Source organism: Gimesia sp. (genome assembly GCF_040219335.1).
Taxonomy (GTDB): Bacteria; Planctomycetota; Planctomycetia; order Planctomycetales; family Planctomycetaceae; genus Gimesia.
Map to the genome: position 1 here is coordinate 84,791 of NZ_JAVJSQ010000018.1, position 21,868 is coordinate 106,658.

The window sequence follows — 21,868 nt, forward strand, 5'->3', positions numbered from 1 at the left end:
GAGTCCAATAAATGATGCACGAGTCAAAAAGCGGATCACCGCCGGATTACTTCTATGGCATCCGTGACAAAGCACGCGGTCGTTGGGAACAGCTGGAAGCCGATCCGGAGCTGGCCGCTCCTTGGCACCAGCTGTTCAAACAAGTGCAGAGTCCACGCCACATTGTCTCAGAATTACTTCAGAACGCTGATGATGCCGGGGCAACGGAAGCCGATGTAAAAATCGTCGATGGAAAGTTTGTCTTTTGCCACAATGGTAACGACTTCACAAACGACGAATTCGCCTCACTCTGTCGCTTTGGCTACTCCAATAAGCGGAGTCTCCACACGATTGGTTTTCGGGGAATTGGCTTCAAGAGTATATTCAGCCTGGGAGACGAAGTTCAGCTTCGCACACCAACGCTTTCGGTATCATTTTTTCGTGAACGGTTCTCCGAACCTGTGTGGATCAATGATGACCCAACCCTTGATACACAGGTCAGTGTCACGATCAAAGATCAATTTCGTCAAAAGGAAATAGAAAAAAATCTCGCTGACTGGTTGGCAAGTCCGGCGTCGCTGCTGTTCTTTGATTCCATTAGGCGGCTGCGTGTTGGTGACCATGAAGTTCGCTGGGATTCTGCCGGTGACGGACCAGTACAGGGTTCGATATGGATGACGTGTTCGGCGGAGCCGGATAGGAAGTACCTTCTAATTCGCTCCCAGAATGAACCATTTCCTCCCGAGGCCGTCGAGGAAATCCGACAGGAGAGGATGATTTCCTCGGATGATGATGCAGCGTTTCCGCCCTGTCGCGTCGAGATTGTTCTCGGAATGGAAGGTCGGTTGTTCGTAATTCTGCCGACCGGTGTAAAAACCGAATTGCCGTTCGCTTGCAATGCGCCCTTCATTCAAGACCCAGCACGTGTAAAGATCAAAGACCCGGAGATTTCGCCGACGAACCGATGGCTATTGAAGCGTGCCGGCGAACTCGCCGCTCAGTCAATGCTACAGTGGCTGAGTCGGAGTGATCTTCCAGCGTCGGATCGCTGCCAGGCGTATAAACTTCTTTCAGACGTGGACCGAGAAGATAGCACGATTGAGGGCTGTTGTGGGACAATTGTGGAAGAGGCCCTTGGCGATGTGATTGAGGACCGAGAAGTCTTGTTGACCGAAAATGAAACGATTGTCCAATCCGATCATTGCGTTGACGTCCCTAGCCGGTTGCTCTCGATTTGGACGGTGGAGCAGGTGTCTGCGTTCTTTGACCAGACTTCACGGCCGTTGCTTTCCCGCCACATTGCAGAAGATGACCGCAAAAAGTTGATGAATTGGAATCTCGTCAAAGAGATAGACAAGCATCACATTCTGAACGTGCTCAAAAACAAGCATCTTCCTCGTCCTGAATCTTGGCGGCAATTACTGTTGCTATGGGCATACGTCTCCTATTACGTCTGCAAGTCTAACTACAATTGGAAGTCTTGGCGTAGTATTCGTATAGTACCCGTTCAAAGTAAAGATGTCCTCTACTCGGCTGATGAAGTTGTGCGGCTGGGCAAGAAGAGGCTTTTGCATTCGGAAGATGACTGGGGTTTTCTGTCACAATATCTGCTCGTTATTAATCAGAACTGGCCACGTTATCTTGCTGAGCAACGTCGCAAGGCTGATGAAGAGAAAGACGAAAGCCTGCTATCAGCCTGGGAAAAAGCACAGCGTGTTCTAGAAGCTCTCGATCTCGACGACTCCAGTGACGTGAGTCGAGTCGTCGCGGCTGTATCCGAAAAGGCGTTCGCAAACGACAAATACCCGATCGAAGATTGCATTCGAATCGCGCAGATTGCTGCGAAGCTCGGTGCGACGGTCACGGATCAGTTTCAGTTCGTCACTCAGGATGAGCTGCGAACAACGGTCGCTAAGACCATCCTAGTCGATCTTGACGGGCAGCTTGATCTGTTTGTTGATGAACAGTGGTATGAGTGGCATGTCCTAAATGACGATTATAGTCAGTACTTTGTCTCTTGCTCCCAGCTTGAATGGGAGCAGTGGGTTGCAAGCAGCAAAAGTAAACTGCTCGGCTTTGTTCCACTGGAGAACTTTGTGCAGAAAGTCTATAGCCGCAGCAAGCTCAAAGCTCTTCTGAGGCAGCGGGGAATCACAACCGAGCCTGGGTACCAATACGTAACGCACGATTTCATCGTTGAAGATTGGGATTTCAACGAGTCCCACTGGAATGGATGGGAGCAGTCAGCCAGCCAGGATTCGACATACTGGTCAAAACTGTTGTTGCGGATTCTCAGGAATCCAGATTTATACTCGGGTAAAGCGACTTCAGCCAAGGTTCAGCAGATTGCAACCACAGGCAGACGGCGATCCATCATCCACGAGCCTGTCCCCTCGACCTGGCTGACTCGCTTCAGAGACCTGCCGTGCCTGATTGATACTCGTGGCCAGTGTCATAAGCCTGCTGAATTACTGCGTCGTACTCCGGATACGGAACCGTTACTCGACGTCGAGTTGTTCGTAAGAGCGGAAGATGACAATGAGCACACTCGTCCACTGCTCAAGCTGTTGGGTGTCGGCGACTCGCCTCCCGGCCCCGATCGGCTTCTGGACCGACTGCGTGCGCTGGCAGGTGAGGATGATGTTCCCGTCTACGAACTCGAAAAGTGGTATCACCGGCTCGATCAGCTTTTTCAGAAGTGCTCGACGGCCGAATCGATAACAGTTAGGGATGCTTTTACCAGCGATTCATTGATTCTTTCACAGGACGGGAACTGGTACAGCAAAGCCGAAGTTTTTCTGAACTCCGCGGAAGACGATGTACCGGATGTGCCGCTGGTACATCCATCAGTTCGACACTTGACGCTGTGGCAGAAGATCGGTGTGGCAGAGCGACCAACCGCCGATCTCGCCATTGAATGGCTTAAGGAACTCCCCTCAGGAAACAAGCTGAGTGCGGATGAGCTACGACGAGTTCGCAACTTATTACCGCGATTCCCGCTGAAGATTTGGGAAGAGTGCGGGCACTGGTTGAGCCTTGACGGGATTTGGGTAGATGTTAAGTCCCTGAAATACTCGCTGACGATGCAGTCGCTCGTTGCGTGGAGACATCTTTTTCAACCAGTGAAACAAAACACGGCCGACCTGCAACGGCTGGATGCGGAAATGTGCCAGCAGCCGCCATTCAGCGAGTTGCCTACCTTATCCAGTAGAATCGAAGACCGGTGTTTTGAAGGCTTGTTTGATCTGGAGGTACCCGTCGCAAAACCGTGGATGCTGTCTCTGGGAAATGGGATCGCCCGGATCGAACTTGACGAGCCCGAATATCAAGAGACTGTCCGCCGGCTTGGATCTCGGTTGGCCAGCTCGCTCTGGCAGGTCACATCTGGGCTCGAATCGGTGCCATATATTGATGGCACTCCTGCCGGTACCGCTCGCCCAATTCAAGTCCTGTGGAAGGATGACCGTCTGTATGTCGACGATCGACCCTTAGCTCAGTTATTCAAGGCAATCACTCAGGAACTGTCCCGCATGTTTGACCGCGGGGACATCGGTGACGCAATCCGAGCGTGCGTGGAACGAAGCCCCGATTTTATCCAGGACTATCTCGAGGAAAATTTTCGGTTATCACCTCCGGATTCCGACAAAACCACCGAGGCTGAGGACGCTGCCTATCATGCATCATCCGGTGAGCAGCTCACAGATTCCGATCTGGAAAATTACCATAACACAGTGGAGGACATCGATCTAGAATCCGGCGTCGATGATATGGGTGGTGCCGAAAGTGAGGCTGACGATCCTTCTGACGACGGTGATGAGAGTGTCGACGGCATGATGGACGATGGCACTAGCGATGTTGCCGATGAATCTAATGGCGAACATAGCAACTTCGACGAAGATAAAGCACAAGACACGCGGCAGCAAAAGTCGTCGCCACCACGAAAGCCCCCCAAGCCGAGTTTGATCGAGCTGATGGCCGCAGAAGCGGGTTTCTCGAAGGAAGGAACGGATCGCTACTTTCATCCCGATGGCAGCTGGCTACAGAAGGCTAATGGCAGCACATTCCCGTGGGAACATTATTCTGGTGATGGCCGCCTGGTCCAAAACTACTGGGTAAAAGATTGTTGCATCGAACGAGAGCCACTGCAACTGGACGCCGTTGTCTGGAATCTTTGCGAGCGTCAGCCCAATTCCTTTTCGATCGTACTTCGCGGTCTGAATGATAAGGCCGTCATATATTCCGGTACGGAGCTATTGCGGCTTCGTTCGCAGAATCAGCTGACCTTACACCCCGCCAACTATCGCCTTGTTTATCAGCACGAAGACGTGGCCGGAGTCGAAGAGGGCGGGCAGCATGGCTGATGTGCAAACACCTGAGCTCTGGATGCAGTATAACTAGTCCGTTATTCTGTAATTTTCTGTGTAAGATTACACCCTCTGAAACGCCCAGGATCGCTTCTCTCGCCCTTCGATCCCAACCGTAGGCATTTTCTCGCATTCTGCTCCTAAATCGCTCCTGAGAGCCTCTCAGGAGGCTCATCAGTGATAAGAACATCTGACACCAGAAAAGATTTGACTGTTTGGGTACAGTTGGCGAAATTCAAGGTACCTATTCAGCACAGACAGCGTTATAGTTTTCAACCGGCTGACGCTACGCTTTGATTTCAGGCCAGGCACTCAATGTTGAGGCCGTTCTGATCTGGAAACAACGGGGCAACCTGTTTTCTGAAATAGTAGTCCAACCATTGAATACCCAGCTAGACGGTAGTCTTACTGGGGGCATTCGCACCAAAGACCGAACTGGGAACGATGGTCGGCACCATAAAAGCAGTACTGGCGGTTGCAATGAACTCACGTCGAGTCAGCTTGCTGCTGTTATTCTCAGGGGGGAGGTTATTATTTTGCATATCGGAGTACTCTCTTAGAGATTGAGTTTGAAGCCGGTCAAATTTTGGCTTCTACACTAAATCAGTGGCCATTTTCACCATATCATTTTAAGCATTGTTAATGATATCAAAAGTTAGCCCTTGCCGACATTGTTTATCCAAGATTCCCCATATGGATTGAGCCTGGAACTGATCCAGACTGGCAACCTTCTCGATAATAATAACAATACCTCCCGATGAACCACGCGTCAGTCAACATGGCAGATCGACACGATAGCACGGTCCCGCAGGACCTGCTTAATGAGGCAGTACTGTGGTTCGGGGATGAGCTTCGTATAAAAGACGTTTTTAAAGCTTAGGATCACTCGGTTAAACAACACTTTTAAAAAGTGCTTTTGGAATCATCCAAAAGGCTTCTGGTTTCCAGGTTTTTAGTTATTTAATGGAGCCTGCGATCCATAAGTGATCGGACAGCCTGATACCCTCTGTGGTCTCCCGGTCCAATACGGTCAGGTCATGAAACTGCAGGTCGGGTGTAGTTACAATGTGGTCAATCACCTGTCCGTCACCGGGAAGTAGGTTGGGCTATGCTTCCCGATCAGGCAGATCAGATCCAGTTGGCAGTCACAGTTTACTAACGTGAGAGGTCTCGAATCATGCCAATCACCGGGTTATCACTGAAGTACAGCAGAATCCGCAATCGCGGCCGCCTGTCGCCGATCCCCAGAAAGAAAAGCGCTCGCAGCGCGGCGATACACACTGACTGCGTCGCTGATCACCGGAGGTTCAGGCAGTACGAGCGCATTGACTTGTCCCGGCTCAAGTTTGGAAAGTCCATCCGCATAGACTCTCTTTGCACGAACAATCTGTTTTTGAACTTGGCTGGTGAGCAGTGCCAACGCCCATGCAAACTTCTCTCTGCGGTTTAGCGGTTCCCGGAAGGTACCCATATAAAGAGTGTTTGTTGCATTCAGCTGGGGGTGTTCGTTCAAACACATCCAGAGGCCGAGTCCACTCATCCCAGTGAGAAAGAAATCGGGATGTTCTGGCAGCGGTGTTGCGTACCACGGCTCGCGGTTTCTGATCTTGAAACGCTCCTTATGACAACCACCTTCGCCTTCGGAAAGATCCAAGTACGACCGCACACTTTTCATATTGGCGCATGATGGGTCTGGTCGAAACAACCATACCTTTTCACCAGAATCACACTCGTGCTGCCATGACTGAAGATCATGAGCAGGTAGTCGGATGTGTCTACTTCTCGACACGATTGGCACGAGGCATTTCTTTGGAAGACGTAGCTGCTTACGTTGTTCTTCGTTCAACACGAAGAATTTGGAGTCACCTGTGACAGCTCCGATCCTAATGTTTGCGATGTCGCTGAACTTTACTACCTCGGGTTTCTTTGGACTTCTCAACTTGGGGCAGTTGCGTGCATTGGTCTGCTGGATTCTACCGATTTGTTGAATAGCAGCCTGTAAGTCCTCTACCTCATGTCGACGGAATAGCTTGCTTTCACCTCCTTTACCTGTCGCGATGATTACGACAACTCCTTCGGACACATCGTTAAAAAGCGGACGTCTGCTTCGGACAATGTCCACTCGGTCAAACATTCGCGTCAGTTTCTTCCGACCTTCCGATGCGTAGTCAGCATATTCACTGGCAGCAGGCAAGATGAATGCCAGATTACCACCCTCGCGAAGCATCTCCATTGCCCGCACCATAAATGGATACCACGTGTTTGCGCGGTCGCCGATTGGATGACCATTTACATCCACGACGTTTGAGGCGGTGTTCCTGAGTGGATCAAGCAGCGCACGAATCGGCAAATAGGGGGGATTGCCAACGACGCAGTCGTATCGTCCTTTGCGAGTTTTCGACCACTCCAGGAAGTCGACACCCCGAGTTACAGTAGCCAGACTATCCGCCCCTGACGCTTTCCGATCAAGATCGACACCAACAATGCGCTTTCGGTCGACGCCAAGCTGTGCGAGAGCTTCAAGGAAGCTTCCAGTGCCACAGCTAGGTTCAAGCCACCGTTGATCAACTCCATCAGCGATCGCTGCAACTATCGCTCTTGCCAACGATCGAGGCGTATAAACTTTGCAGGAATCTGGGGGCTCAGGCGCGATCATGGGGGCCTACTCCATGAGAACGTCTAGCTCTGGCTTGGCTTTCTTCAAAGCCATCCAAGGCGTGGTTTCCGACTGGCGAACGACATCCAGCTTCCAACTGAGTATATTGCAAAGTCGCTCGCGCTGACTTTTTGCCCATGAATTACGATCTTCAGACTCCTCACTGACGGCCTGTGCCCAGCGGTGCTGAAATAGCTCTCCCAATAGAAATTCAAGGCCATCCATTGGTGTCAATAGTACGCTAGGAAGACGTGGAACTTTGAGCCACTCTGGAAACAACCCATTGTCTCCGTATTGATTAACAGCCGAGTGAAAATGGCATCCTGGCGACGAAGCATCCCCCGCTTCGATCTGCCACTGTGCGATTAGCTCACTTGTATCCCGGCTCATAATCTTTAAGCTCGTCGTTGCTTCACCAAATAGATGGAACTCTCTCTGTCGTTGGCGACTTCGATCGGGATTCCGAATTTCCCATCGAAAGCAGAGCTTTCCATAGACGGAGTTCCCTCCCTCACGGCCACTTCCTCGATATTCGCCCTGACTATCAATCGTTTGAATTGGCCATTCTTCCTGAATCTGCCAAAGGTGTGATCTGTCGGTACTCGAATTACGAATGCTCTCTAATCCTTGAGAGCATGCCTCCAGTACGCCTTCGCATTCGCTCGCCAGAAAAACACCTGCAAGCCTTTGCATTCTTCTTATCTCATTGAGCATGTTCTCGTACGAAAACTTGATACCAGTGTACTCACTCATGTTGCCTATCCCTGCTTCACACGTCCGTAACGAATAGTTTCAAAAAGTCATGCTTCTCGAGTATCTCTCTCCGAACGTACGCTGGTTCTGCATAGCTTGGCCAGTCATCGAGTTGGATCGCAACAACATCAGATCGCGAAGTGAGTGAATCTTCCTGCTTCAAATGTTCGTTCAGAGTCACAACTGGTCGCACTGCGTCAGTTGGAACAAGTTTCTCGGCGCCGATATTTTTCAAGGACTCTATGACAGCCTCAGGCTTGGATGACTGTCCGTCTGTGATATTCCATAACCATTGCTCAATGCCTCCTCTCCACCATCTTGTCCCGTCAAACGTGCTGAGTAATCCTGTGTACTCGTAAGTCGACAACGCCTCAATAAACTGACCACTGTCTGCAAGTTGGAGCCGTAACGAATCGATCGTCACTCGGAGGCGGGCCGCCAAGTTTCGCTCGTCAATGAGAAAGGACGTGTGCGGTAAAATTCGGTGGAGCAGCCATCGTATGAGAATTAGGCCCCCACTCTCTTTGGAGAGATGATGTAATGGCGGTCGGCAGAGCCCGACAGCATCGCGGTAGCGCTCAAACAGTGGATTCTCATTTGTAACCCCTAACAACTCGACCAGTTGGTCCAGCTTAACCATGTTTTCAGAGAATCCAGAAGGCAACGAATGAATCGCTGTCGCAAGACTTACGATTTGGTCCGCATTTTGTTGCGCGTCGGTATGCTTTTCAAAAAACCACTCAAGATTTGAAAGCCTCGCGACAACATGAGGACGGCGCTCTCCTGGACTAGTGGAAATCGCACCTGGTTTTCCTGTGATTAGGGCAAACCCCGTCGGTGGTGCGTGACGTAAAGGTCCTGTGCGATAGTGTTCCCTTAGGACAGATGCGAGCGCGACTCCATTGACCGGTTTCAGCGACAGTTGGCTGACATCTACGTTTTTAATCCAGTCGTCAAGCGTATAGTCGACGATTACCAAGTCTGCATGTTCAAGGAGTTCGGCATCGACATCCTCTGGAGAATCTACCTTGCATCCTGCCATGCCAGCGCTATGAACAAGCTCTGCGAGCGGCTTCAATTCTTCTTCGTGGTCGTCAATGAATACGACGGTCGGTATTTGGGGCTGTGTCATTGAACCAATTCCTTAGGTGAAGACGATCTGGACCGCAGTGGTGAACTCGCTGCTAGGCTTCACGAATGCAACTGTTGCACCGTATTCTTCAAGAATATTGCGGACAATCGGCAAGCCCATTCCCATCCCTTGTCCGAGAGTAGGGTCAGATTCGACGGTCGTAGATTTGAAAGGGAGAAACCACTTCTCAGAATCCTTCAAACTCACTCGTGCTCCGGTGTTTTCGATTGTCAGCACGATTGTTCCGTTCGGTCGTTGCCGTCCCTTAGCCCGTACGTAGCCATTCTTCCGACTTGCCTTGATTGCATTTGTAAGCAAGTTTGAAAATACGACTGCCAGTTCTGCAGGAAACATAGGCGGTGATTTCAGCGCCTCAGGTATTCGGTTTTGAATAGATATGCCTCGCTTATCAGCGGCACGTTGAACGAGCTTCATTGCGGCATCAAATCTGTCCCGAAGTATTTGGCGTGAGCGACGTCTACGCGCATCTGGCGATGTCACATCCTTCAGGTAAGACGCTTGACGTTCTACAACCCGACGCAAATCGCCAACACTTTGCGACAGTTTGGCAAGCTGTGTTCGCGAGTCGTTGTCAAGAAGGCACGTTTTTTGGGTCTTTTTGACCGCAGCTTCGACGGCACTCACCATACCCAGCAACGCGTTCATTTCATGTACGAAAGCCGCCATCTGAAGCCCGACACCTGCAAGTACTTGCATAATGGATCGGTCTGAAATCAGCTCGCCAGCAAGGCGTGTTCCACGCTCGATCTCCCTACCTGCGTTCAGAATCAGTTTCTCAGCAGCTTTATGGTCTCCTGCTGCTGCTGCAGTCCGAGACTGCCTTGCAAGTTCAATTGCTTTTTCTTTTGCCGAATCGGCGGCTTCGCGTAGATTCATTCGCTCTGGCGGGATATCGGTCGAGGCTTTCGGGATACTCCGTTCCTCACGTCGTTTCAGTCGATCCTCATGTGTCTCATAGGCACGTGCGCGAACTGACAAGTCGATCCCAACCCGAACGATTTGTCGCATGCTCATGAAGGCTGCATCAGGAATGAAACCCTCGCGATTGACCAACATTGAGAGCTCAGAAGCGCCTTCGTTAGTCAGAAATACTGCTCCATAATATGATGAATTTCTCAGGGCACTTAGACCGAAATCAGTGTCCTCATCTCCAAATCGCGATAAGTCCAAATCTGCGTTGGTAAGATACGATAGCTTGCGATCACGTCTTGCGTAGTCCCTGTCGATTTCTAACCAATCGTCTCCCGAGTCTCCATATGGCAAGACTCGGAATCCCTCCATGTAAACACGAATACCTGCGCTACGAGTCATCCAGCGTCTCTGATTCTCCTGCGAACCTGTGGCATGTCCACTACGAATAAGAATCCGAGCATGGAACGAGGGGACATAATCTACGCTTGGATCTTTCTTATGAAACTCGTGCTGCTCTACATGCGGGTACTTTTTTGCTAAGGATTTCGTCGGAGTAATAAGATAGGAAACAATGTTTTTTTCGTTTGAGGAGTCAATTTCAAGAATCCAATCAGCAGCCTCGGCTACCACTTTCCAGTATTCTTCGCCTACGTCAAAATCTCCCTCAAGAGCAATCTCGAAGCCCGGGTCTTTTGTTCCTTTGATATCTCGCACCAATGGCAAGTCGAATAGAAGTTTTGAGCTCGTTAGGCGGGATGGGAGGCAAACTAATACTTCAGGCGGCTGGAATGTTGTCACCTCGTGAATTACTCGAGTCCGTTCAGCAGCAGTCCACTTTCCACGAAGGCCAGTAAGCTCTATTTGCGTTCCAGGCTCGTCGTCTGTATCGACTGGATCAACACGGATGGCATCGTCGATCGAGTCGTCATCAAGTGTCTCCCCCTGGTCAATACGCCTCCAGTCGATCGACGCTTCCACAGCATCTACATCGCTGCCGTACACTTCTTCGTATGGCACAGATAATAAGTCAAGCTTCCATGCAAGTTTCTGTGCTGCGAGACGCCCCACACCTTTTGCACCTGTGTACCGGCGCTGAAAGCAAGGTGACCGTCGTTCACCAGTTTCTTTAATGCGTGACGCGATTCGCAGAAAGCCCGACCTAAAGGTGCTTTCGGTCATTCCAATGCCGTCATCTGTAATCAGAATCCGGCCGTTAGGCTTTCCGAGGTTTTCACCATAGACGGTGACTTCTGTGGCATCGGCGTCGTAGGAGTTCTTGATCAACTCAACAAGCGCAGTCGAATCTCGGCCAACGAGAAGTTCGCCAAGTTCTCTAAACAAATGTGTGTCGACTGTGAATTTCGCCATCTATGCCGATCCTTACAAGTCCTCTATTCCAAAATGCTTTGCAACTCTCAATCCAACACTCATAATCACGCTGCGTTCTCCTCGAACGTCAGGCCAAAGACGGTGTCGGCGATACCCCAGACGTTTGCGGCGATCCAGTTGAATTGTGATGAAACCATATATCTCTATTAAGCTTTCGTGGACTTGTTACCTATGACAGGTTCAGCCAGTTTTTTTAAGGCCGGCGTCCCGTACCTCAGCAGTTCCAGCATAGGAATATGTTACAGTGGAATGAACCTGTTTCCAGTACGGTTCAATCGTCTAAATAGCCTACCAAAGTCTTCAGTTAATGGAAATCGACTTAGTAAGTAACTGTATGAAAGCAAGGAAATTGCTCTATGAAGGAGTAATTATAGTGACTTGATCGATGAACCAGAGCTACTTCCAAACATGGGATTTTCGTTGGAGAGTTTATTTATGCTTACCAAGCCGCCCTGGCGAAGGGAAGACATTCAGCGGTTGCGATAGCAGTTGATCGCGGCACGGCTGCAATATGCTGTTTGTCAAAGTGATACGACCAGGAGTTTCTGGATGACCCGCAGTTCCGTGCCGGCTTCGAGCAGATGGGGGGCGAATCTGTGTAGGAGCATGTGCGGCGTGACGGCTTTTTCTAAGCCGGCTTCATTGCAGGCGTCCCGGCAGACCCATTACATCGATCCCATGGCGATCGGCTTGATTCGTGAAGGTCCGAGAAACAGCCAGTTGACCGGACGGGCGGCCCATCAGTAGTACCGCAGCATTTGCAGTAACAGGGCCTAATAACACACCAACCCAGAAACCCGCTTTGCCTGCATCTTTTTGACTACCGACAATGAAACCGAGGAAACCGCAAACAATAAACGATACAATTAGCCAAGTTACGACTGGATTCGCGATGGTTCTATTCCTTCTCTTCAGGCACTCGTTGACCGTTCGCGGAGTGCTTCATACAGGTTGGTGTGATTCAGCAGAATGTCTTTCAGCCCCTGTTTGATTGTGTCTGAATTCAGCGCCTGGGAGCTCATTTCCGTGTGTGCGTCCAGAGCATTCATGATGGCTTCGGTGAGTTCGAAATTCAGGTCGGGAGAATTGCCGAACTGTTCTTTAGTGTTGCTGCCTGCCTGTTTAACGAGTGTTTCTGACTCAAGCAGCTTGCCCAGAATGACGTTATTGACGTAGACCAGCTTGTCGTTGTCGGTCAGCTCGCCGGTGAACAGGTCGTTGACTTTCTCGATGATCTCACTGAGACGGGCTTTCTGCTTTTCCTGAACGGCGCCGCTCCCCGCTTCGGAGATCGGGTCGAGCTGTAGACCGTCTTTGTCGTGCAGGTGCATCTGTTGTTTGCCGCGGTTCTTCAGATTGTGGTGCGTCAGTTTGACCTGGGAGAGGTCGACGCCTTCGCGTTCGCGTCCGAACTTGAGCAGCCGCTGCAGGTGCCGGTAGAAGATGGCCCGCTTTTCGAAGTCGGTATTGCCGTAATCAAAGACCTGAGAGAGGAACGTATAAGCCCGGATATAGGTCTGCATATCCCCTTTGAACAGCTGTAGGGCTTCCATCGTATCTTTGGCCGCCTTCGCGGTCTCGTCGTCGTTGTTCTGCTGGGCGAGATTGAAGTCGGCTTTGGCGGTGTTATATTGATTCACCAGCCGCTGTGCGACCGGTTTGATGGCGGCTTCCAGCTGGCTCTGTTTTGCTTTCGGGTTGAGTTCGACTTTCACAACCCGTTCGACTTCGAATTCGTCATAGTAGCCGGTTTCGTCCAGTTTGCTCCGCAGATCCAGGATCAGGTTCGGATCGGTGACATCGGAGAGACTCGCCGTTGTGAAATAGACCTTGAAAGAATCAAGGATCTCTTCGGGATCGTTCACGAAATCGAGCACGTAAGTATTGTCTTTGCCCGGATAGCAGCGGTTCAGCCGGGAGAGGGTCTGTACTGCCTGGATGCCGTCCAGCCGCTTGTCGATATACATTCCGCAGAGTAACGGTTGATCAAAGCCGGTCTGGAATTTATTGGCCACCAGCAGGATCTGGTATTCGTCCCCTTTAAAGGCTTCGCGGATGTCGCGCCCTTTCAGACCAGGGTTGAGTTCTTTGCTGGTTTCCTTGAAGGGTTCGGGGCCGGACTCTTTGTCGTTGACTTCCCCGGAAAAGGCGACCAGTGTTTTGAGGGGATAACCTTTTTCCTTGATGTACTTTTCAATCGCCAGCTGCCAGCGGACCGCTTCCAGGCGACTGCTGACGACGACCATTGCTTTGGCTTTGCCGTCGAGCAACGGCGCGACGGTTTCCCGGAAATGTTCGACGACGATCTGGACCTTCTGCGAAATGTTGTAGGGATGCAGCCGTACCCAGTTCATCAGGCCTTTCATGGCGGTACCGCGTTCGACCTGTTTGTCGTCAAACTCCTTGCCCTCGTTGGCCAATTTAAATGCCAGCTTGTAGGACGTGTAATTCTTGAGGACGTCCAAGATGAAACCCTCTTCAATCGCCTGTCGCATGGAATAGACGTGGAACGGTTCCGGCAGATTGTTGGGGCCAGCGGGCTGACTGGGATCGGGTCGGCGTCCAAACAGTTCCAGCGTCTTGGCTTTGGGAGTGGCGGTAAACGCGACGTACGTGATGCCCTTGTCACTGGCGCGGGATGCCATCTGTGCCGCGAGAATGTCTTCGCTGGAGATCTCACCCCCTTCTGAGAGGGCTTCCATCTCTTCCGCCGATAAGAGCTGTTTCAGTTTGGAAGCGGCTTCCCCCGTCTGGGAGCTGTGCGCCTCGTCGGCGATGACGGCGAACTGTTTGCCCTCGGTGGCCGCCAGCTCGTGGACTGCCTCCAGCGCGAAGGGAAACGTCTGGATTGTGCAGACGACGATCTTTTTATCACCGGAGAGGGCTTCCGCCAGTTCAGAGCTCTTGCTCCCCCCGCCCCCTTTGACAGTGGCGACAACGCCTGCCGTCCGTTCGAAGCCGTGGATCACGTCCTGTAACTGATTGTCGATCACTTTGCGGTCAGAGACGACCAGTACGGTGTCGAAAATCTTTTTATTGTCCGCATTATGCAGGTCGGCCAGAAAATGAGCCGACCAGGCAATGGAATTCGTTTTTCCTGAACCGGCGGAATGCTGAATCAGGTATTTTTGACCGGGGCCTTCCGAGAGGATTTTTTCCTGCAGTTTGCGGGTTGCATCGAGCTGGTGGTAACGGGGGAAGATGATTTTGGTGATGTCTTTTTTCTCATTCCGTTCGGCGACCATATACCGCCCGAGGATTTCGAGCCAGCTTTCCGGCTGCCAGACCTTCTCCCAGAGATAGGAGACCATATAGCCGTCCTTATTGACCGGATTTTCCGCGGCCCCATGGTCGCCCAGGTTGAATGGCAGGAAATGAGTCGCGGTCCCTTTCAGGTGTGTGGTCATCCTGACTTCACTGCTGCTGACGGCGAAATGAACCAGGGCGCCCGAGGGGAACGAGAGCAGTGGTTCGGGGTTCTGCCCTTTGGGAGCGGGATCGCGGTCATGGCGGTACTGATCGACGGCGTCGTCGATGCTCTGAGTGTTGTCGGTTTTCAGTTCGACAGTCGCGACGGGAAGACCGTTCAGGAAGAGGACCAGGTCGATACTGTTTTCGTTGTTGAGCGAATAGCGGACCTGTCTGACGACGCGCAGCCGGTTAGCGGCGTAGCGCTGCATAATATCCGGGTTCATGGCCAGCGCGGGTTTGAACTGGGCCAACTGGATTTTGCGGCGGACGCCCAGCACGTCGAACCCCTGCCGCAGGACGGAGAGGGTCCCGTTTTTATTGAGTGAATCGCGCAACCGATTCAACAGTATCTGTTCCGCCGCTGCGCCGTGGTTTTTGGTGAGGACCTCCCAGGCGTCGGGCTGGGTTTCCTGTACCCAGGCGACGATGTCTGACGTGTAGAGGGCTCTTTCCCGGTCGTAGTTCGCAGCGTCTTTCTCTGCGTAGAGCCAGCCTGACGCGGACAGTTCATCACAGATTTCGTCTTCGAATTTGTTTTCTTTGTGCAGGCTCATGATTCGACCGTTTTCTATGTGTCCTCAGTCTGTCGTTTCAGTTCATCCAGTGTGCGACCGTCGTTGTCTTTCCAGACCGTCCAGCCGTTGACGTTTCGACCGACCAGTGCTGCTCCCGCGCTGCTGGGGGATTTGAATAGATGGTCTTTCAGGAACACGATTCTCTCACCATCAATTTTACAGGTGTTATTTTTGACCAGTTTCTCTCTGATGTTCTCAGAGAATCTGCGACTGGCAGCCGGTTTTCTCACCAGGCCTGATGAGCCTTTCAGAACGACAAAACCTTCTGTGGTGTATTGTCCCCGTCCATCTGTATCTGAAGTCAGGCAGTATAGAGTTTCAGCCTGATCTGTCGGAGTGTGTGAGGCCACAGGATCGAAGACCGGATAGCCCAAGATTGCCAGCAAGGTTTTGGCAGTATCGAAGATCTCGAGACAGTCGGCTTCCAGCGGGGGCGGTGTGTGCGGTTTGCTGCCGCTGTTGCCGTTTTCATCGGTATAGCGCCCCGCCTTCCGGCTGGCATCGATGGCGAACCATTCCAGAAAGACCGCATGTGTCTGGGTGAGACTGTTCGTGCGGGAAATAACAACCAGTGCGCTTTCCCAGAAATCCTTTTTCCGGTTGTGCTCACCCAGCCGCTGTTTCAGGTCGCCCGTCTGGCCGATGTAGACGGTCGGTTCTTCCTCTTCCGATTCTCCGAACAGAAAGTAAACGCCGACCTGACTGCTTTCCGGCATCTGGAAAAAGTCAGATAATAGTTTGCGGGGAACTTCGATGACCTGCAGAATCCGCGTGGTGATCTCGGCGACCCGAATCCCCTGAGGGTCGCCCCCTGGCAGAAAGATCTGAATGGTTTTCGGTGTCTGGTTCATGCTGTCTCCTGTGCTGCGTACTCGCGGACATCGATTTTGCCAGTAACGGCGGCGGAGATCAGAGCGGTGCGGCGTTCCTGCAGGAGTTCGATAGTACCTACTGTTTCTTCCACAAGAGACTCTATAAATTCAACCTTTTCGGCTACATAATCAACAATTCTTTGTTGTTCATTGATTGGTGGAACAATTAAGGGCATCGAAAGAAGCGTTTCGGAACTCAAACTGTTCATAACCGATCCAATCGAGAAGCTTTCAAAGTATTGTCTTAAGATGTCAAGCGATAGGAATAAAGATAGATAACCACCAATGTATTCGGACTTATGGAGTCTTAATATCATTGAGCCCGTACCGCACAGCCACCCTGCCTCTCTTTCTGTTACAAGTGCACAACGCCCTAACTCACCCCGTCGTGAAAAAATTACGTCTCCAGCTTCTAGTCGTTGATGTGGTAACCTTTCTAATACTTCATCCGTTACTCTGATATCGTCGCTCGGGACAATTTTACCGTTGACCATGTGGGTTGGGTTTATGACTGGAGTACCATTAGGTACATATTCGTCCGCATGTAGCTGACTTCCAAAAGGTCCGGTCTGAACTTTACATGAGAAACGACGTAGTAACTTTACACTCCAATCTTCTGGCACTTTGCCCAGCCATTCGATGCCGCTGTCTTTCAGGTGGGCGTCGGGGTTCAGGCCTTTGGTGACCGCGTGACTGATGACCGCCTGCCGCTTTTCCTTCAGCAACTCAATCAACCGCTGCTGCTCTGAGACCAAGGCGTCGATCTTTGCCGTTTCCGCATCGAGGAAATTGGCGATGGCGGTTTGTTCTTCTGCTGGGGGGATGGGGAGCTCTAATCCACTGATTGAAGCATGACTGAGCCCCATGCGGGTTAATCCATTTGCTAATGTGGCTACTTTGGATTGTATGTACACAGAGTCAAATAGTCGTTTAATGAATAGACCTGATACACCTTCTTTTGGGCGAATCATTGCGAGATGGTAGCCGCATACAACTCCTGGCAGATCAGCAGGAATATAAGTTGAGACGGCGATATCATCTGCAGATTCTGAATCTTTGGTGATGATGACATCACCCGCCCGAAGCGTGAATTTCTCAATCTGTTCGTCTGTGGCACTCGCTTTCATCAGTTGCATGCCTGTAGTAATTTGTTCGTTGTAATAAACGTCGGTGTAGTTGCAGAGTGAGACTACTTGTTGCCCTTCAATTGTTTTTTTATCAACATTGCTGGGAAAGTTTGAGCAAGCATATTTCAGTTCTTTAACATCCCAGTGCTCTGGTATTTCGTCCAACCATTCAATGCCGCTGTTTTTGTACCCTGCATACTTCGGAAAACTCATTGCGACAACTCTCCGATCATGGCGACGATGCGGTCGGTGACCCCTTTCAGTTCGGCGTCGATTTCATCCAGTTCGCGCGGCGGTTTGAAGACATAGAAGTGCCGGTTGAAGGGGATTTCGTAGCCAACTTTGGTTTTGTCGTGATCGATCCAGGCGTCGGGGACGTGGGGGAGAACTTCTCGCTGGAAGTAGTCGTCGATCTCTTCGTTGAGGGGGACGTCTTCGGTGTCGCGGAGTTTGCTGTCGGGCTTGGGCTGGCCTTTACGTTTCCCTTTTTTCTCGGTGACGATCTCGCCATTCTCGTCCCGCTCAGGACGTTCGACGGTGATGGTCTGGTAGCCGAAATCGGTGGTATTGAAAATCCGGCTGATCGGGATCGCTTGTTTTCGGGTTACTGGCTCAGGAGCTTTAGGGTTGAGATACACTTCAATAGCGTTTCCAAAGATCTGGGTGATCTCATCAATGTGTTCTTCGCTGAGTTCCTTGCGCTTACTGCCCAGGCTTTTGCGCATCTTCTGCCACATGTCGCTGGCGTCGATCAGCTGGACCTTGCCTGCGCGGTTTTTCGGTTTCTTGTTGGAGACGATCCAGATATAAGTGCTGATGCCAGTGTTGTAGAACATATCAGTCGGCAGGCCGATGATGGCTTCCAGCAGATCGTTTTCCAGGACATAGCGGCGGATTTCGCTTTCCCCACTGCCTGCATTCCCGGTAAACAGGGGCGAACCGTTGAGGACGATGCCGAACCGGCTGCCGCCCTCCTGGGCGGGGCGCATCTTGGAGATCAGGTGCATCAGAAAGAGCAGTGACCCGTCGCTGACGCGGGGCAGACCGGGGCCGAAACGCCCGTTGAAGCCGTCCTGCTGATGTTCCTTTTTGATCTCTTTCTGTATCTTTTTCCATTCGACGCCGAAGGGGGGATTGGAGAGCATGTAGTCGAAGTGCTGGCCGGGGAGCTGGTCGTCGGAGAGGGTGTTGCCATGCTTGATGTTTTTGATGTCCTGCCCTTTGATGAGCATGTCGGCTTTGCAGATCGCGTAGGATTCGGCGTTGAGCTCCTGTCCGTGCATAACGAGCCGGGCTTCTGGGTTCTGGCCGCTCAGATGTTCTTCGGCAATGGAGAGCATGCCCCCGGTCCCGGCGGTCGGGTCGTAAAGGGAACGGACGATGCCGGGTTTGGTAAGGGCCTCGTCATCTTCAATAAACAGCAGATTGACCATCAGCCGGATGACTTCGCGGGGGGTGAAGTGTTCCCCGGCGGTTTCGTTGGAGAGCTCGGCGAATTTGCGGATCAGTTCTTCAAAGACGAGCCCCATCTGGGCGTTGGTGACGAACTGGGGATGCAGGTCGATATTGGCGAACTTTTCAGTGATCAGATAGAGCAGCCCGTTGCGGTGGAGGCGTTCAATCTGGGTATGAAATTCGAAGCATTCGAAGATATCGCGGACCTCTTCAGAAAATCCGTTAATATAGGAGAACAGGTTTTCGTGGATATGGTCCTGATCTCCCATCAGCTTTTTGAGATCGAGGGGGGAGTCATTAAAGAAATTGTGCCCTGTCTCCCGGCGGAGAAAGGCTTCCGGGTTGACGTTGGCTTTTTCGCGTTTGGCTTTTTCCTTGAGGACGGCTGCTTTCGTCGGTTCCAGGACGCAATCCAGCCGCCGCAGAACGGTGAACGGCAGAATGACCTTGCCGTATTCGGACTGTTTGTAATCGCCGCGGAGCAGATCAGCGACCGACCAAATGAACGAGGATAACTGCTGCTGATTCATGGTGTATAGTTTCTCTGAGGTGTCAAACGTGAGTAACTCTCGACAGGTAAACAATTTATCAATTCGCCATACTACACAGAATAACAGAGGTGAGCAAGCACGCCGCTGTCTGGGGTTAATTCAGGGAACCCTGAACGTATCCGGAGCCAAGACATCTAAATTTTGTCGTTAATTGTGGCAGAATACATGCAGGCAACGCCTTTAACTATCAGTGATCGGTACTGATAAATTCGAACGCTCTGGAATTCAGTCTCTCTGAAGTCTGTTTCAGGGCGTTTTTATTACCAGGCCGTTGACTCGTACAGTCCAGGCCCCCGGTTACAAGAAAGGAGCGATATGCTACAGAGACAAGAAATCATGTTGATCAGAGCTGCCCTGCAGTTCTGGTATGAAGAAATGGATCTCGACGATGCAGACATGTTCGCGATCTATTCTGGTGGCCCCAGAATCAAGCCGTTCTGGCGGGGAGAAGACATTCAGCGGTTGCGGCAGCAGTTGATCGCGGCACGGCTGCGATATGCTGTCTGTCAAAGTGATGCGACCAGGGTCAAGATTCCCCGCCTGTTTGACACTCCCGCAGCAGCCAATCAGGTGATGGCTGACGGCTCTGATCGACTGGGCGTGGTCCTGGTTGATGCTCCAGCCGGCTGAGTTCTCTCAAACCCCTTCCATCAGCTCGGCCAGGCTGATGTCGAGCGTCTCGGCGATCCGCTCGATATTCCGCAGAGACAGATTCCTCTCTCCCCGTTCGATCCCGCCGACGTAGGTCCGATCCAGCTCACAAGCGTAGGCAAAATTCTCCTGTGAGTAACCTTGCTCTTTGCGCAGTTCCCGGACCCGCTGTCCAAATCTCACCAGTATGTCTGCTCGTTTTGCCATGCAGGCATTAAACACTTGACAACGACGATAAAGCCACGGACTATAAGTATCATTGTGTGTCTGTAAATATGTCCAAACGGTGTGTGTTTAAACCTCAGGTAACAGGCACTCAACAGTTCTGGGAGCTTTAAGCAGGACGGGCCGAGACACGAAGAAACTGAGGCTCAGCAAAACTTATCGCGGTAGAGACCTCAGCCCCTCAGAGAAACCCATATTGAACCCCCAATCCATATAGAGAAGGTCGGTATATTCCATGCACGAAGAAAGTAAACAAACGATTGAGAGTCCTCTGAACCAGTGGTGGCTGGCGAAGAATGGTGAGGCGGAAGGACCTCTGTCTTACCAGGAAATCAGTGATGGCTTAAAGTCAAAACGCATCAGCTCGGCAGATTATGCCTATTCATCCGGTGGGAAGGAGTGGAAGCCACTATCCGCCTGGAGCGAGCTCGAATCTGGACCTGAGGAATCCGGTTTGCAATCCCCGCCGACTCCCCCTGTGGACAGTTACCCTATCGAGCCCTTGCTCACCAATCCCAGACTGCCCGCCATGGCGAACTGGATTTGTATCTACACGCTCCAGATCTCCCCCTGGCTCTGGTGCCTCTATACCTTTTCAGAAATCATCAGCGGGACCGCGCTAAAAGAAAAGGCTCCGCTCATGGGCGTGGAGGCCTTGGCGATGATAATCAGCATGCTCGTTTCGCTGGGGGTAACACTTTCACTCTTCATCGGTGGGATTCGTCTCAGAGCGTTAAGCCGTTCAGGTCCGAATATCATCATCCTCAGTATCGTAGTCGCAACTGCGGCCCATTTACTGTTGTCTCTCGGGGTGATGGTGATCATTGCAATGACCGATCAAAACAATTTCGCCTCAAAATCCGTGTCAGTCGAGTTGATTGATTATTTTGTATTCCTCGTCGCACTGTGCGAAGGGGCGTTTCTGCTCACTTCACTTTTCTGGCTGAGGCGCAATGCCCGTTTTCTACCACTCTCATAAGGCATCAACGCATTAAGTCCCGTATTGATTAACCAGACTATGAAAGAGATCGAGCTTCATGACCGAATATCCAGTCCCCGAAAACCGGGAAGCCACAGTGTGGCGTTTTGATGACCAGGGCCTGCTTGCAGGCCCTTACTCTTATAACGAACTCATGGACTATGTAGAGCTGGACTACATCCAGCCAGAAACCGAGATCATTCACGAGGACGGCCGGAAATTCCAGGCATTTGAGATCGGCTTGTTTCCCGGGTTTGTCCCTGAAAAAAATGCCCCTACCGACGAGAAAGAAAACCCGATCGCTCCGTTACCGGGCTGGAATGTTCTGGCGGGAGTGGTCGCACTGACTCTGGTCTCAATGAAAATCGCACAGAGGGTGCCGGAAGACCACTGGTTCCACGGCGTGCTACCGTTCTCGTTGACCATAGGTGGTTTAGCGATGGTTTTAATCGGCTGTTATACCGGTTTGACTGGGATTGCTCACAATTTCCGGGGCATACCCAAGTACCGTCCTGTCTTTTACAGAATTGGTGCCGTGATCGTGATTTACCTGGGCATTTTATTCCTGGTTGCAGGAACTAAAGACCTTCTTTGATGCCTGTAGTTGCTGATAACACTTTTCAGTGGGAACCTTCGGAACCTTGTTTTGACAGCTTCGCATAATCTGAGGTGAGAGTACACCTGAGAGTTGGGCAAATGTTTCGGCCGATCGCGTAGCCACCGCGAGCAGGAGCAGCCTAAAAGTCTCAGGATTAG

The 21,868-nt window shown here is 51.5% G+C and carries 15 protein-coding genes; 4 read left to right on the forward strand and 11 right to left on the reverse strand.

The features are described 5' to 3' along the window. The first annotated feature begins 11 nt into the window (after positions 1-11). Positions 12-4,340, forward strand: a complete 4,329-nt coding sequence (locus RID21_RS14980; protein ID WP_350190157.1) for a sacsin N-terminal ATP-binding-like domain-containing protein — start codon at positions 12-14, stop codon at positions 4,338-4,340. A gap of 395 nt (positions 4,341-4,735) precedes the next feature. Here the strand turns inward: RID21_RS14980 and RID21_RS14985 are convergent, their stop codons facing one another. The 10 genes from RID21_RS14985 to RID21_RS15030 form a co-directional block, all read right to left on the reverse strand. Continuing rightward, positions 4,736-4,885, reverse strand: a complete 150-nt coding sequence (locus RID21_RS14985) for a hypothetical protein (RefSeq protein WP_350190159.1) — start codon at positions 4,883-4,885, stop codon at positions 4,736-4,738. 653 nt (positions 4,886-5,538) lie between these two features. Then, positions 5,539-6,999, reverse strand: coding sequence for an Eco57I restriction-modification methylase domain-containing protein (locus tag RID21_RS14990; RefSeq protein ID WP_350190161.1), 1,461 nt, complete (start codon positions 6,997-6,999; stop codon positions 5,539-5,541). A gap of 6 nt (positions 7,000-7,005) precedes the next feature. Beyond that, positions 7,006-7,752: a hypothetical protein gene (locus tag RID21_RS14995; protein WP_350190163.1), complete on the reverse strand. Its 747-nt coding sequence runs from the start codon at positions 7,750-7,752 to the stop codon at positions 7,006-7,008. 16 nt (positions 7,753-7,768) lie between these two features. Beyond that, positions 7,769-8,884: a response regulator gene (locus tag RID21_RS15000; RefSeq protein ID WP_350190165.1), complete on the reverse strand. Its 1,116-nt coding sequence runs from the start codon at positions 8,882-8,884 to the stop codon at positions 7,769-7,771. 12 nt (positions 8,885-8,896) lie between these two features. Then, positions 8,897-11,185, reverse strand: coding sequence for a sensor histidine kinase (locus RID21_RS15005; RefSeq protein ID WP_350190167.1), 2,289 nt, complete (start codon positions 11,183-11,185; stop codon positions 8,897-8,899). Positions 11,186-11,727: 542 nt separating this feature from the next. Next, positions 11,728-11,814 carry a hypothetical protein gene (locus RID21_RS15010; RefSeq protein ID WP_350190199.1) on the reverse strand — a complete coding sequence of 29 codons (87 nt, stop codon included), beginning with the start codon at positions 11,812-11,814 and terminating at the stop codon, positions 11,728-11,730. A 303-nt stretch (positions 11,815-12,117) separates the two neighbouring features. Further along, a complete protein-coding gene (locus RID21_RS15015; RefSeq protein WP_350190169.1) occupies positions 12,118-15,231 on the reverse strand; it encodes a type I restriction endonuclease subunit R in 3,114 nt (1,037 codons plus the stop codon). 14 nt (positions 15,232-15,245) lie between these two features. After that, positions 15,246-16,103: a GIY-YIG nuclease family protein gene (locus RID21_RS15020; RefSeq protein ID WP_350190171.1), complete on the reverse strand. Its 858-nt coding sequence runs from the start codon at positions 16,101-16,103 to the stop codon at positions 15,246-15,248. Further along, positions 16,100-17,464: a restriction endonuclease subunit S gene (locus RID21_RS15025; RefSeq protein ID WP_350190173.1), complete on the reverse strand. Its 1,365-nt coding sequence runs from the start codon at positions 17,462-17,464 to the stop codon at positions 16,100-16,102. The genes RID21_RS15020 and RID21_RS15025 overlap by 4 nt, the downstream gene beginning before the upstream one ends. Continuing rightward, a complete protein-coding gene (locus tag RID21_RS15030) occupies positions 17,461-19,236 on the reverse strand; it encodes a type I restriction-modification system subunit M (protein WP_350190175.1) in 1,776 nt (591 codons plus the stop codon). The genes RID21_RS15025 and RID21_RS15030 overlap by 4 nt, the downstream gene beginning before the upstream one ends. A gap of 336 nt (positions 19,237-19,572) precedes the next feature. Here RID21_RS15030 and RID21_RS15035 point away from each other — a divergent pair, with 336 nt between their 5' ends. Then, complete coding sequence (locus RID21_RS15035) at positions 19,573-19,887, forward strand: hypothetical protein (RefSeq protein WP_350190177.1); 315 nt, start codon at positions 19,573-19,575, stop codon at positions 19,885-19,887. Between the two features lie 6 nt (positions 19,888-19,893). Here RID21_RS15035 and RID21_RS15040 read toward each other — a convergent pair whose 3' ends face one another. After that, on the reverse strand, positions 19,894-20,115 hold the full coding sequence (locus RID21_RS15040; RefSeq protein WP_145451921.1) for a helix-turn-helix domain-containing protein: 222 nt from the start codon (positions 20,113-20,115) through the stop codon (positions 19,894-19,896). A 253-nt stretch (positions 20,116-20,368) separates the two neighbouring features. Here RID21_RS15040 and RID21_RS15045 point away from each other — a divergent pair, with 253 nt between their 5' ends. Then, a complete protein-coding gene (locus RID21_RS15045) occupies positions 20,369-21,112 on the forward strand; it encodes a DUF4339 domain-containing protein (RefSeq protein WP_350190179.1) in 744 nt (247 codons plus the stop codon). Positions 21,113-21,170: 58 nt separating this feature from the next. Then, on the forward strand, positions 21,171-21,707 hold the full coding sequence (locus RID21_RS15050) for a hypothetical protein (RefSeq protein WP_350190181.1): 537 nt from the start codon (positions 21,171-21,173) through the stop codon (positions 21,705-21,707). Positions 21,708-21,868 lie beyond the last annotated feature (161 nt).